This window comes from Microbacterium longlingense, from assembly GCF_058349825.2.
The window spans coordinates 18,222-30,590 of sequence record NZ_JBYRJA020000005.1 but is presented as its reverse complement, the minus strand read 5'-3'; the positions used below and the strand labels follow the sequence as shown (position 1 = coordinate 30,590).

General features: G+C 70.3%; 12 protein-coding genes. 7 read left to right on the top strand and 5 right to left on the bottom strand.

Annotated features, from left to right (window positions below; all coding sequences use genetic code 11):
- Positions 1-16 precede the first annotated feature (16 nt).
- The gene (locus AC3RXY_RS08400) at positions 17-733 is read right to left on the bottom strand and encodes a hypothetical protein (RefSeq protein WP_491510459.1); all 717 of its coding nucleotides are present in this window, start codon (positions 731-733) and stop codon (positions 17-19) included.
- 134 nt (positions 734-867) lie between these two features.
- Between AC3RXY_RS08400 and AC3RXY_RS08395 the strand changes: the two genes are divergently transcribed.
- Positions 868-2,082, top strand: coding sequence for an MFS transporter (locus AC3RXY_RS08395; RefSeq protein ID WP_491510458.1), 1,215 nt, complete (start codon positions 868-870; stop codon positions 2,080-2,082).
- Between the two features lie 67 nt (positions 2,083-2,149).
- On the opposite strand, the gene AC3RXY_RS08390 is transcribed toward AC3RXY_RS08395, so the two are convergent.
- Entirely contained in the window at positions 2,150-3,004 is an 855-nt protein-coding gene (locus AC3RXY_RS08390; protein WP_491510457.1) for a helix-turn-helix domain-containing protein, read from the bottom strand.
- 276 nt (positions 3,005-3,280) lie between these two features.
- On the opposite strand from AC3RXY_RS08390, the gene dnaK reads away from it, so the two are divergent.
- From dnaK to AC3RXY_RS08370, 4 genes are all read left to right on the top strand, one after another.
- Positions 3,281-5,134 (top strand): molecular chaperone DnaK, encoded by a 1,854-nt coding sequence (gene dnaK / locus AC3RXY_RS08385; protein WP_491510456.1) that lies wholly within the window; start codon positions 3,281-3,283, stop codon positions 5,132-5,134.
- 2 nt (positions 5,135-5,136) lie between these two features.
- Positions 5,137-5,733, top strand: coding sequence for a nucleotide exchange factor GrpE (locus AC3RXY_RS08380; RefSeq protein WP_491510455.1), 597 nt, complete (start codon positions 5,137-5,139; stop codon positions 5,731-5,733).
- Between the two features lie 17 nt (positions 5,734-5,750).
- Positions 5,751-6,716, top strand: coding sequence for a DnaJ C-terminal domain-containing protein (locus AC3RXY_RS08375; RefSeq protein ID WP_491510454.1), 966 nt, complete (start codon positions 5,751-5,753; stop codon positions 6,714-6,716).
- A gap of 83 nt (positions 6,717-6,799) precedes the next feature.
- Positions 6,800-7,234, top strand: a complete 435-nt coding sequence (locus AC3RXY_RS08370) for a heat shock protein transcriptional repressor HspR (protein WP_491510453.1) — start codon at positions 6,800-6,802, stop codon at positions 7,232-7,234.
- On the opposite strand, the gene AC3RXY_RS08365 is transcribed toward AC3RXY_RS08370, so the two are convergent.
- The 3 genes from AC3RXY_RS08365 to AC3RXY_RS08355 all read right to left on the bottom strand — a co-directional run bounded on the left by AC3RXY_RS08365 (position 7,219) and on the right by AC3RXY_RS08355 (position 9,647).
- Complete coding sequence (locus tag AC3RXY_RS08365; RefSeq protein ID WP_491510452.1) at positions 7,219-8,592, bottom strand: DUF2252 domain-containing protein; 1,374 nt, start codon at positions 8,590-8,592, stop codon at positions 7,219-7,221. The two genes, AC3RXY_RS08370 and AC3RXY_RS08365, sit on opposite strands and share 16 nt — an antisense overlap.
- A gap of 39 nt (positions 8,593-8,631) precedes the next feature.
- Positions 8,632-8,946 (bottom strand): hypothetical protein, encoded by a 315-nt coding sequence (locus AC3RXY_RS08360; protein ID WP_491510451.1) that lies wholly within the window; start codon positions 8,944-8,946, stop codon positions 8,632-8,634.
- A gap of 113 nt (positions 8,947-9,059) precedes the next feature.
- A complete protein-coding gene (locus AC3RXY_RS08355) occupies positions 9,060-9,647 on the bottom strand; it encodes a hypothetical protein (protein ID WP_491510450.1) in 588 nt (195 codons plus the stop codon).
- Positions 9,648-9,856: 209 nt separating this feature from the next.
- Between AC3RXY_RS08355 and AC3RXY_RS08350 the strand changes: the two genes are divergently transcribed.
- Positions 9,857-11,092, top strand: coding sequence for a glycosyltransferase (locus tag AC3RXY_RS08350; RefSeq protein WP_491510449.1), 1,236 nt, complete (start codon positions 9,857-9,859; stop codon positions 11,090-11,092).
- A gap of 6 nt (positions 11,093-11,098) precedes the next feature.
- Positions 11,099-12,307: a glycosyltransferase gene (locus AC3RXY_RS08345; protein WP_491510448.1), complete on the top strand. Its 1,209-nt coding sequence runs from the start codon at positions 11,099-11,101 to the stop codon at positions 12,305-12,307.
- The last annotated feature ends 62 nt before the right edge of the window (positions 12,308-12,369 follow it).

The following is a 12,369-nucleotide window of genomic DNA, read 5'->3' as shown; positions in this document are numbered from 1 at the left end:
CTTTCCGGGACGCCCGTCAGGGCGCGATCAGCACCGGGTTCTTGTCGACGACCTCGGCGAAGACGACGTCCGCGTCGGCGCCGGTGCAGTCCACCCCGACGAACAGGCCGACCCCCGGGGTGGTGAACGCGCGCGTCGCCATGACCCAGTGGAAGTCGTCCTGCTGGCCCCAGACGCGTCTGGTGGTGACAGTGCCGTCACCGAACCCCTGGATGAAGGCGTCGTCGGAGGCGTGCTGGGTGACGGTGGCGACGTCGGTGTCCAGGAAGATCGAGATCATCGTGTCAGAGGCCGCGCGGTCGTCCCCGGCCGTCGGGGCGATGTCGCGGATGTAGCCCTGCCAGAAATCGACGGTGCATGTTCCGTCTGCCGTGGTGTAGCCCCAGTTGCCCTGGCCGTCGTCCGGGCTCGTGAGGGTCCATCCCTCATCGACCATGAGGCCGTCGCCCCACTCGATCGCGGTGGTGGCGGACAGCTCTGCGCCGGCGGCGAAGTCGAGCAGGCTCGGCATGTCGCCGGACGACGGCGCGGTGCTCGCCTCCCCGGAGGGCGTCTCGGCGGGTTCGGTGAGGGGGGTTTCGGTCGCGACCGCCGCCGGCTCGGTCGGGAGGGCGGACACCTCCGGGATCTGCGCGTACAGGCAACCGCTCAGCGGCAGGGCGACGACGGCGATCAGAGCGGCGACGCCGAGACGGGCGGTGGGCGTGGTGCGGCGCGGCGTCCTGCTGTCCATGGCCATCAGCCTAACCGGGCTGCCCGCCGGACGCCGCCGTCGTCCGGACCTGGCCGCCCGGAGGCTGGACGATCGGTCGGATGCGGCGGACGTGCGATCGGGTCAGGGCGCGCACGCTCGACCAGGCTGGGAGCATGACGACGACCGCCCCTGTCCCTGTGGTTCCGACCGCGCAGCCGCGCCTGCGCTACGGCGCGCTGATCGCGATGATGACGATGAGCTTCCTGCTCGTCACCGCGGAGTTCCTCCCCGGTGGCGTGCTCACAGACATCGCCGCGGACGTGGGGATCACGCCCGGCCAGGCGGGGCAGCTCATCACCGTCACCGCACTGGTCGGCCTGCTCGTCGCACCCACCGTCGGCCTGCTGCTGCCCCGGCTGGACCGGCGGGCGCTCCTGGTGTGGGCGGCGGTCGCCGCGACGATCTCCAACGTCATCGTGGCCGTGGCGCCGAGCCTGCCGATGCTGCTGGTGGGGCGTGCGCTGCTGGGGGCGGCGCTGTCGTCGTTCTGGGCGATGTCGATCACCGTGGCTGTCCGCATCGCCGGGCCGGAGAGACTCGGCCGGGCGGTGATGTTCACCGCGGCGGGTACCTCGCTCGCCACGGTCGCGGGGGTGCCGATCGGGGTCACGCTGACGGAGCTGTTCGGCTGGCGCGCGGTGTTCGTGTTCGCGGCTGTGGCCACGGCGATCCTGGCCGGAGCGCTGCGGGCGCTGCTGCCACCGGTCCCCGCGGAGTCCTCGGCATCCCTGGCGACCCTGCTCGGAACGTTGCGGCTGCCGGGTATCGCGCTCGGGCTCTCCGGGCACGTGCTGGTGGTGCTCGGCCACTTCCTGGCGTTCACCTATATCCGTGTCGCGTTCGAGAGGGTGCACAGCGCCGGCCAGCCGATCGACGCCGCAACGATCGTGCTGCTGCTGGCGGTCTTCGGTGTCGGAGGGTTCATCGGCAACCTGGTGCTCGGGGTCGTGATCGATCGAACGTATCGCCCGCTGGCGGTGATCAGTCCGATCGTGATCGCCGTGATGGTGCTGACGGTGGTGGCTGCCGCCGGGCTGCCGGTGCTCGTGGGGGCTGCGGCCTTCGTCTGGGGCTTCTTCTTCGCGTCCTGGCTGCTCATCGTGAACACCTGGGTGGGGCATCGGATGCCCGACCGCCTCGAAGCGGGCGGCAGCCTGGTCGTCGTCGGGTTCCAGGCCGCGATCATGCTCGCGGCCGGATTCGGCGGCCTGCTCGTCGACAGTGTCGGGATCGTGCCGGTCTATGTGGCCGGGGCTGTGATCCTCGCGTTCGGCGCTGTCCTGTTCGGGCTGTCGAACCGAGCGCCGGTGCAGGCCTCCGCGGGCTGAGCGCGGCGAGCGCTGGTGCACGCAACCCCGGGCGGCCGCCCGGGGTTGCGTGCACCAGCCGGGAACGTCAGGCGTGCGCCGAGCGCCACGCCGACGGGGTCATGCCGGTGTGGCGTCGGAAGGCGCGGCTGAAGCCCTCATCCGAGGCATAGCCGAGCGCACGGGAAGCCGCGCTCACGCCGCGGCCCCGAGCGAGCAGATCCTGGGCGGCGCGCATGCGCACGAGCGTGACGTACTCGAGCGGAGAGCGTCCGACCGCAGCGCGGAACCGCGCGGCGAACACCGAGCGGGACATCGCGGCGATGCCGGCGAGCCCGCCCACGGTCCAGTCGTGTCCGGGGTCGCTGTGGATCGCCTCGATCACCCGATCCAGGTAGGGATCGTTCGAGAGGGATGGCCAGCCGGCCGGGGCGCAGCCGGCGCGCGACCACGCGCGGAGCGCGGACGCGACCATCGTCCGCGCCATCAGCCGGCAGATCACCTGGTCGCCGTCGACGTGCTCCTGGGCGATGCCATCGGCGTCGGTGCCGAGGTTCCCGGCCAGCGCGGCGACGGCGGGCTCGCGCACGTCGAAGCGCGTCACGGACCCCTCGTCCGGCAGCACCGGGAACAGGTCGGCCGCCGTGTCGGACGGCTCCAGGGTCGAGACCAGCAGATACGACGGCGTGTCGACGAACACCGTCGTGGCGCGACGGCCCGTGGTGAAGAAGAGGTCGCCCGTGCTGAGCCTCTTCCGGGCAGCGCTGCCGGAGCGGGTCGCGAAGGCGCCCTCGATCGCATACACGAGGGTGAGAGCGTCGCGCTCGACGGCGAGGACGTCGCCGCCGGGCAGCCGAAGACGCTGCTGGCGCCGGATCTGCACGTCGATGCCGGACAGCACCTCATCGAGTCCGCTGGTCCTCGGGGGCGCTGCGATGGTCATGGAGGGCACAACGGCATCCGGCGGCGGGGTATTCCGCGCGACGTCGATCGGGTCAGTGCCCCGCGGCGCGCCGCGGAACCGATGGCCGGGCCGGACCGGAGGTGCGGGCAGCGAATCGGGCGCGCAAAACCCTGGCTCGTCAAAAGTTGAGCCAACACATATCAAGTTTACTTGACAGCAGAAAACAGCCGATTTACGCTTGAGTGACAGCGGCTCAGGTTTTCGAGCTGCTGCATGAGACTTCCGTACACGCTTTCCCCAAGAAGGAGAACACACATGGCACGTACTGTGGGTATCGACCTCGGCACGACGAACTCCGTCGTCAGCGTCCTCGAGGGTGGCGAGCCCAAGGTCATCGCCAACGCCGAGGGCTTCCGCACCACCCCGTCGGTCGTTGCGTACACCAAGGACGGGGAGGTGCTCGTCGGCGAGACCGCGAAGCGCCAGGCCGTCACCAACGTCGATCGCACGATCGCCTCCGTCAAGCGCCACATGGGCACGGACTGGTCGGTCGACATCGACGGCAAGAAGTGGACGCCGCAGGAGATCTCTGCGCGCATCCTCATGAAGCTCAAGCGTGACGCCGAGGCGTACCTGGGCGAAACGGTGACGGATGCCGTCATCACGGTGCCAGCCTACTTCAACGATGCCGAGCGTCAGGCCACCAAGGAGGCCGGCGAGATCTCGGGTCTGAACGTCCTGCGCATCATCAACGAGCCCACCGCCGCCGCCCTTGCATACGGGCTCGACAAGGGCAAGGAGGATGAGCTCATCCTGGTCTTCGACCTCGGTGGCGGAACCTTCGACGTCTCCCTGCTCGAGGTGGGCAAGGACGACGACTTCTCGACCATCCAGGTGCGGGCCACCGCCGGTGACAACCGCCTCGGTGGCGACGACTGGGACCAGCGTCTCGTCGACTACCTGATCAAGCAGTTCAAGGACACCACCGGTGTCGACGTCTCGGGCGACAAGATCGCCCTGCAGCGCCTCAAGGAAGCCGCAGAGCAGGCCAAGAAGGAGCTCTCCTCGTCCACGAGCACGAGCATCAACCTGCCCTACCTGTCGCTGACGGACAACGGCCCTGTCTCGCTCTCCGAGACGATCACCCGCGCGAAGTTCGAGGAGCTCACCAAGGATCTCCTCGACCGCACGAAGAAGCCGTTCGACGACGTCATCCGTGAGGCGGGCGTCAAGGTCGGCGACATCGCGCACATCGTCCTCGTCGGCGGCTCGACCCGCATGCCCGCCGTCGCCGAGCTCGTCAAGCGCGAGACCGGCAAGGAGCCCAACAAGGGCGTGAACCCGGACGAGGTCGTCGCCGTCGGCGCCGCCCTGCAGGCCGGCGTCCTCAAGGGCGAGCGCAAGGACGTGCTGCTCATCGACGTTACCCCCCTGAGTCTCGGCATCGAGACCAAGGGCGGCATCATGACCAAGCTCATCGAGCGCAACACGGCCATCCCGACCAAGCGCAGCGAGACCTTCACCACCGCGGACGACAACCAGCCCTCCGTCGCGATCCAGGTCTTCCAGGGCGAGCGCGAGTTCACCCGCGACAACAAGCCGCTCGGCACGTTCGAGCTCACCGGCATCGCGCCGGCGCCCCGCGGGATCCCGCAGGTCGAGGTCACCTTCGACATCGACGCGAACGGCATCGTGCACGTGTCGGCGAAGGACAAGGGCACCGGCAAGGAGCAGTCGATGACGATCACCGGCGGTTCGTCGCTGCCCAAGGAGGACATCGACCGCATGGTGCGCGAGGCCGAGGAGCACGCCGCCGAGGACAAGAAGCGCCGTGAGGCACAGGACGTCCGCAACCAGGCGGAGACGCTGGCGTACTCGATCGAGAAGCTGATCTCGGACAACGAGGACAAGCTCCCCGCCGACGTCAAGGACACCGTGCAGGCCGACGTCGACGCCCTCAAGAAGGCGCTCGAGGGCGAGGACGACGATGCCGTGAAGTCGGCGCTCGACAAGCTCAACGAAAGCCAGACCAAGCTGGGCGAGGCGATCTACGCCCAGTCGCAGGCCGAAGGTCAGGCGGCGTCCGAGGAGGCCCCGGCCGGTGCCGAGCCCTCCGATGAGGACGTCGTGGACGCTGAGGTCGTCGAGGACGAGGACGAGAAGAAGTAAGAATGACGAAGAAGAACTTCGACGAGAACGCCGAGGTTCCGGGCGAGGGGTCGGAGGCAGCAGCCTCCGGCCCCGAGCCGCACGGGGCCGACGGTCAGGATGCAGCAGCGGACGCCGCGGCGTCCGACCAGCTCACGGTGGACGACATCCTGAACGCCACGCAGACCGATGACGCGGCATCCGTGGACTCCGGTCTGCTCGATGACCTCAAGCGCGTGCAGGCGGAATACGCCAACTACCGCCGCCGCACCGAGGAGCAGCGGGCGCTGGATATCCAGCGCGCGAAGGGCGATGTCGCCAAGGGGCTCCTGGCGGTGCTCGACGACCTCGGGCGCGCAGACCAGCACGGTGACCTGGTGGAGGGCTCGCCCTTCGCCGTCATCGCCGAGAAGGTCCGCGGCGTCGTCAAGAGCCTCGGTGTGGTCTCCTACGGCGAGGTGGGCGAGGAGTTCGACCCGCAGCACCACGAGGCCGTCTTCCAGCAGCCCACCCCCGGGGCGACCACGAGCACGATTCTCGAGGTCGTCGAGCTCGGCTACCGTATCGGCGATGTCGAGCTGCGTCCGGCCAAGGTGGTCGTCGCCAGCCCGGTCGAGTAGGACGCGGAAAGGATCCGATGGCAAGTCAGGACTGGTTCGACAAGGACTTCTACAAGGTGCTGGGCGTCTCGAAGGACGTCTCAGACGCCGACCTGAAGAAGACGTACCGCAAGCTCGCCCGCAAGTACCACCCCGACTCCAACCCGGGAGACGCCAAGGCGGAGGCGACCTTCAAGGAGATCAGCGAGGCCTACGCGGTGCTCTCCGACAAGGACCAGCGCGCGGAGTACGACCAGATCCGTGCGATGGGCTCCGGAGCTCCCCGCTTCTCGGCGGGCGGATCCGGCGGCGGCGGCTTCGAGGACGTCTTCAGCAGGTTCGGCCAGGGCCGGGGACAGCAGGCGAACTTCGAGGACATCTTCTCGATGTGGGGTCAGCAGCAGGGCGGCTTCGGCCAGTCGTCCGGCGGGTTCCGCGGATTCGGCGGGCCGCAGCGCGGCGCGGACGTGACCGCACGGACGACGATCGACTTCGTCACGGCGACCCGCGGCGACACCATCACGCTGCAGGGTGAGGACGGCAAGCCGTTCAAGGTGAAGATCCCCGCTGGTGTGGCGGACGGACAGAAGATCCGGCTCCGCGGGCGCGGGCGACCCTCGCCCGACGGCGGCGAGCCGGGCGACATCGTCGTGCAGGTGACGGTGCGCCCGCACCCGGTGTTCACCCGTGATGGGCTGAACCTCCGGGTGACCGTGCCGGTGACCTTCACCGAAGCCGTTCTCGGAGCCACCATCGAGGTGCCGACCCTCGGTGGGGACCCCGTGAAGCTGCGCGTCGCACCCGGCACCCCCTCCGGGCGGGTGCTGCGGGTGAAGGGTCGCGGGGTGCACAGCCGCAAGGGCACCGGCGACCTGCTCGCCGAGGTCCAGATCGCGGTTCCCTCGCACCTCGAGGGGGAGGCCAAGGAAGCGCTCGTGCGCTACCGTGATCTCGAGCCGACGGAGAACCCGCGCGCCGACCTGCTGTCGAAGGCGCGGAGCTGATCATGAGCGGGTGTCGCGTCCATCGCCGCAACGGCGGTGGCGCGGCACCCGCTCCTCCGAATTCGCGAAGGGAAGGAAGCCGCATGGCGTATGACGTCGATACGCCGGTGTTCGCGATCGCGGCGGCCGCGGAGCTCGCCCGGATGCACCCGCAGACCCTGCGGCAGTACGACCGCATCGGGCTCGTCGTGCCGGGACGCACCAGAGGCGGTTCGCGCCGTTACTCGCTGCGGAACATCGAGCAGCTGCGCCGGGTGGCCCAGCTGTCACTGGAGGGCGTGAGCCTGCCGGCGATCGCCCGGCTGCTCGAGATGGAGGACGAGGTGCGTGTGCTCCGGGCGCGCGTGTCGGAGCTCGAGCGCGCACTGCGCGCCGAGCGGGAGAACCGACCGGGCGTGCGCGTCTTCGCCGCCGGTCCCGAAGGGTCTGTGGTGCCCCTCCGCCAGGGCACCCGGGTGCGCCGCGCGACCGATGTCGTGCTGTGGCGGCCATCCGGCTCGCGTCACCCCACCGCCTGAGCGTCGTCGCGGATCGCCGCGCAGAACTCCTCATAGTCGGCGAGCGACCGCTCGGCATACGCGGACGCCCATGCGACCACGGCCGCCGTTACCGTTTCGCCATCCCCGATATAGCCCACCACGCGGGCGATGCTCTCCGACTGCCCGTGCGCGCGGGCGAGGACCATCGCGCAGGCCCTGGCATAGTTGCGGAAGGGTTCTTCGGCGAGCTGCTCGACGTCGAAGCCCCCCTTCATGTCATGGAACTGGCGGATGTAGTAGTCGCCGGTCTCGCCGCGGATGTGCCCGAGGAAGGGATCACTGACCGCCTGCAGGATGCGCTGCAGGGCGACCACCCGCGCTCCCTCGCCATGCTCGGCGACGAGGTCCACCAGCGGCGCGGGCTGCGGGAAGGCGCCGTGCTCTGCCAGCACGCTCCGACCCGCCTGCTTGGACTGCATCAGCAGCGTCCCGCCATCGCCGTCCTGGAGCACGGTCAGCTGGCAGCGGGTGCCGACGCTGCCGACCCCGACCACGCGCCGAGCGGTGTCCGCGGCGGTGTACTGCTCCAGCAGGAGCCGGATGTCCACGTTGGCCGATCCGCGGTAGGCGGCGACGGCGCTCTGCTCGCGCGCTGCGAGGTCGTCGGGCAGGGCGGTCATCGTCGGGGGACGATGGACGAACCGCATTCGGCCGTCCTCGTCTGCGGTGAGCAGCTTGCGCGACGCGCGCTCTCCGGTGCGCTTCTCGGCGTCCGTGATCGCCTGGCGGACCACCCGGCGCGACTCGGCATCAGGGAGGTTCATGCCGGTCCGTGCCTCGAGGTGCTGGTAGTAGCGCTGCACGGGGCTCTGCCGGATGCTGCGCTGCAGTCCGCGAACGTAGGCGCGCACGGTGAGGTGCGCCGTCTCCTGCACGACCTCCTCGGGGAGTCCGGCGGCCCGCCCGCCGATCACGACGCTCGTCACGAGCCGCTTGAGGTCCCACTCCCACGGTGCCCAGGCGGCTTCGTCGAAGTCGTTGAGGTCGAACACGAGCGTGCGCTGCGGCGAGGCATAGAACCCGAAGTTGGCCACGTGCGCGTCGCCGCACGATGCCACCGGGACGCCGGTGCTCGGGCCGGCGCCCAGGTCGGCGGCCATGATCGCCGCTGTGCCGCGGTAGAACGCGAAGGGGCTTTCCGCCATCCGGGCGTTGCGCAGAGGGATGAGCTCCGCCACGCGGGTCGCGTTCTGGCGAAGCAGGATGCCCAGCGGGTCCCGCTCCGCCGTCACGAGCCTTGCGAGGTCACGTCGCGGCGTGCGCTGACGATCGGCGCGGCCGTGAGCGCGGCGTTCTGCTGTGGTGGGCTTGCGCTGCCAGGCGCGATCCGGTGTCATGCACGCATCATGGCACCGGGACGCTCAGCGGGGGAGAGGTCAGCCCCGATCGAGACCGAACGTGTGCTTGATGAGGGCCTGGACGTCTCGGTCGACGGCCTCGAACCGCGTTCCGAGCGCGTCCAATCGCGCGTCCATCGCCTCGAATCGGGCGTCGACCGCCTCGAATCGGGCGTCGACCGCCGCGAAGCGCGCGTCGAACGTGGCCTCCAGAGCGTGCAACCCGTGTTCCACGCCGGAGATCTCCGCACGCAGCACGCGGCTCAGCAGCGTCGTCTGCAGTGTCATCCCGCCGAGGGTGATCGCGGCGAACACCCCGATGAGTGTCCAGACCTGCGGCTCGGTCATCGGCATCCCCCCATTCTCGGTGCTGGAAGCCAGGATGTCACGGGTATTCGGCGGCTCCGTGCTTCTCGGCGGCAGCCGTGGAGAACGCGCGGTGTGGAGAACGCGCGGTGCGGACAGCGTCAGGCGGGGGGCAGCCGCAAGACCGGTCCGGACTCCCCGGCCCGAAGATCGTCCGCGGGGCGGATGCTGCGCGCGAGCGCGTCGAGATCGGCGCCGAGTGTCCCGAAGCGCTCACGGTCGGAGCACACCGCCGTGAGCGTCACCAGGTGCGAACCGGTGTCCCACGTGTAGCTCGCGAACGGCGGCTGACCGCCCTCCGGCAGCGGCATCACGAGACGCTCACCGTTGCCGAGGTAGGGGCTGTGGAAGTCGTCCGTGTCGTCGTAGTCGATCGGCGCCGTGGCCCGCGCGGTACGCAGCTGCGGAGTCAGCTCCTGGGCGGAGGCCATCGCGACCACGAGCTCCGGGTCGGTCCGCCAGGTCCACACCAGCACACGCCCATCGGCCTGACGCATCAGGAAGGGCGCGGCCTGGCTCATCGCCCACGCGGCGAATCCCGATCCGGGGCGCGTGTCGAGGCCCATCGCGCGGTTCGCCTGCCCCAGGAGCATCCGGATGGCCGCCTTGCGATGCCGCCGGCCGCGCCACCCGAGTGACGTGGTCACGGGCATCCAGCGGTCACGGTCGGCGTCGGAGATCAGGCGCATGCCTCAACGCTAGGGGAGCGGGCTGAACGGATGCCCTGGCCTGTTCCGTGCCGGGGCCCTGTTCCGTGCCGGGGCATCCGGTCGAAGCCCGTCCGGCCGTCACCTTTTGGCCGACCGGCTTGCCTCGGGCGCACCGCAGGATGGCTCGGGTAGAGTGACAGCGCCCAACCAGGGCGCCCCAGCCACACTTCCGGAAAAGGTGACCATCCGTGACGTCTCCCGGAGATCATCCGAGCTCGGAACCGAAGCGCAGCCACGAACAGCCGGCCGACCCGTCGCGCCCGCTGAAGATCCTCATCGGATGCGACACCTTCGCGCCCGATGTGAACGGCGCCGCCCGTTTCGCCGAGCGACTGGCCGCCGGCCTCGTCCAGCGCGGACATGACGTGCACGTCGTCGCGCCCAACCGCCGCTACCGTCGGGCGGAACCGGCGACCGAGGTGATCGAGGGCGAGCCGATGACCCTGCACCGCCTGCCGTCGGTGCGCTGGGCGCCGCACGATTGGCTGCGCTTCGTGTGGCCCTGGCGCGCGAAGCACTACGCCCGCCGAGTGCTCGATCGTGTCCAGCCCGATGTCGTGCACATCCAGTCGCACATCGTGATCGGCCGCGGCCTCTCCCGCATCGCGCATCAGCGCGGGATCCCCGTCATCGCGACCAACCACGTGATGGCCGAGAACATCCTCGACCACACGGCGCTGCCCGCGGTGATCGCCAACTGGGCGATCCGGATGGCCTGGGCGGACGCAGCGCGGACCTTCGCGCTGACGCGGGCGGTCACGACACCCACCCGCCGGGCGGCTGACTTCCTGGAGAGCACCATCGACGTCTCGAGCGTCGTCCCGATCAGCTGCGGCATCGATGCCTCGCGGTATGCCCCGGTGGTCGGCCCGCGCGAGCGCAACCGCATCATCTTCGTCGGTCGGCTCACCGCCGAGAAGCAGATCGAGGTCATCCTGCGGGCTCTCGCGAAGCTCGACCCGGCGCTGGCCGTGACGTTCGACGTCGTCGGCGGCGGGGATCAGCGCAAGGCCCTCGAGGGCCTGGCGCGCGATCTCGGCCTGGGCGATCGGGTGCGGTTCCACGGCCGCGTCTCGGACGAGGACCTCCGGGAGCTGTACTCCCGTGCGAGCGTGTTCGCGATCGCGTCGATCGCCGAGCTGCAGTCCATCGCGACGATGGAAGCGATGGCATCCGCACTGCCGGTCGTCGCCGCCGACGCGGTCGCTCTGCCGCACCTGGTGCACGACGGCGAGAACGGCTACCTGTTCCCGCCCGGAGACGTGGACGCGCTCGCCGCGCGTCTGACCGATGTGCTCACCGCGGAGCCCGCCGAGTACGAGCGGATGCAGCGGGCATCCCTGGCGGGCGTGGTCGTGCACGACATCAACCGCACGCTCGACACGTTCGAGGCCCTGTACCGCGACGAGCCGCTGCCCGCGTAGGCCGCCATGCACGTCGTCTTCTTCGCGGACCAGCATCTGGAGTCGCTCGGCGGCGCGCAGGTGTCGATGCGGCTGCAGCGCCGCTATCTCGAGCGTGCCGGTCACACCGTCACGGTCGTCGCCCCGCGGCTGCACGGCGCTCGCGGGCGCGCGTCCGATCCCGGATACCTCGACCTCCCCTCGGTCCCGATCACGCCGGACCGCGAGTATGCGATGTCCTGGCCAGGTCGGCGCAGCGACGTGTTCCTCGATCTCGCGCTCCACGAGCATCGTCTCGCCGGCCGGCCGCCGGTCGACCTCGTGCACGTGCAGGCCGACTTCTGGGGCGCGTTCATCGGTCATCGCTGGGCGCGTCGGCACGGGGTGCCGGTGGTGCACACCATGCACAACCGGGTGGACGTCGGCCTCGCGGCGGTCACACCGCTGCATCGCCCAGCCCTCGCCGCGCTGAACCTGTGGCGTCGCGCGTCGATCGGCGGCGCTGCGGGGCACGACGGCTGGGCGTACCTGCGTGGTCTTGCGGCCGGTTCTGCCGCGGTCACCGCGCCGTCGGCCCATTTCGCCCGCCGGCTCGAGCGCAACGGGGTCGCCCCGGCGGTGGACGTGGTGTGGAACGGCATCGACGACGACATCCGAGAAGAGGTGCTCACCGCCGCCCCGGCCGCACGACCCGCCGGCCGGCCGCGTCTGGTGTGGATCGGCCGGATGAGCCCGGAGAAACGTCTGCTGCCGTTTCTCGAGGCCGTCATCGCATCGGGGATCGACGCGGACATCGAGGTGATCGGCGGTGGCGGTCAGCGTGCCGCGGCCGAGCGGATGGCCGCCGGTCACGACGGCATCCGCTTCGCGGGACCTCTGCCCTACGCCCGCACGCTGGAACGCATCGCGGCAGCCGATGCGGTGGTGCAGACCTCGATCGGGTTCGAGACCCAGGGGATGACGGTCTTCGAGGCTGCGACCCTCGGCACCCCGGCGATCGTGAGCGACCCGGATATCGCCGGTGAGCTGCGCGGCGGATGCTGGTCCGCCGGCGCCGACGGTTCTGATCCTGCCGAGAGCACGCGGGTGGCCGCGCTCATCGCGACCCTGCGGCATGCGGTGGCGGACATCTCCGCCGGGCGTGCCCCGTCGCCCGACGTCGACGTCGCCGCGCAGTTCCGCCAGTCGAGCCGGACCGACGCGATGCTCGAGGTATACCAGCGCGTGCTGCGCTGACGGGCGCGGCAGCGGGGCAGGAGAGCGGTGGAGACGCCACCCCGACGGGCGGCCCTCAGCGA

Bases quoted from the DNA above. Each gene is read 5' to 3' on its own strand.
- AC3RXY_RS08400 (WP_491510459.1), bottom strand. From the start codon at position 733: ATGGACAGCAGGACGCCGCGCCGCACCACGCCCACCGCCCGTCTCGGC.
- AC3RXY_RS08395 (WP_491510458.1), top strand. From the start codon at position 868: ATGACGACGACCGCCCCTGTCCCTGTGGTTCCGACCGCGCAGCCGCGC.
- AC3RXY_RS08390 (WP_491510457.1), bottom strand. From the start codon at position 3,004: ATGACCATCGCAGCGCCCCCGAGGACCAGCGGACTCGATGAGGTGCTG.
- dnaK (WP_491510456.1), top strand. From the start codon at position 3,281: ATGGCACGTACTGTGGGTATCGACCTCGGCACGACGAACTCCGTCGTC.
- AC3RXY_RS08380 (WP_491510455.1), top strand. From the start codon at position 5,137: ATGACGAAGAAGAACTTCGACGAGAACGCCGAGGTTCCGGGCGAGGGG.
- AC3RXY_RS08375 (WP_491510454.1), top strand. From the start codon at position 5,751: ATGGCAAGTCAGGACTGGTTCGACAAGGACTTCTACAAGGTGCTGGGC.
- AC3RXY_RS08370 (WP_491510453.1), top strand. From the start codon at position 6,800: ATGGCGTATGACGTCGATACGCCGGTGTTCGCGATCGCGGCGGCCGCG.
- AC3RXY_RS08365 (WP_491510452.1), bottom strand. From the start codon at position 8,592: ATGACACCGGATCGCGCCTGGCAGCGCAAGCCCACCACAGCAGAACGC.
- AC3RXY_RS08360 (WP_491510451.1), bottom strand. From the start codon at position 8,946: ATGCCGATGACCGAGCCGCAGGTCTGGACACTCATCGGGGTGTTCGCC.
- AC3RXY_RS08355 (WP_491510450.1), bottom strand. From the start codon at position 9,647: ATGCGCCTGATCTCCGACGCCGACCGTGACCGCTGGATGCCCGTGACC.
- AC3RXY_RS08345 (WP_491510448.1), top strand. From the start codon at position 11,099: ATGCACGTCGTCTTCTTCGCGGACCAGCATCTGGAGTCGCTCGGCGGC.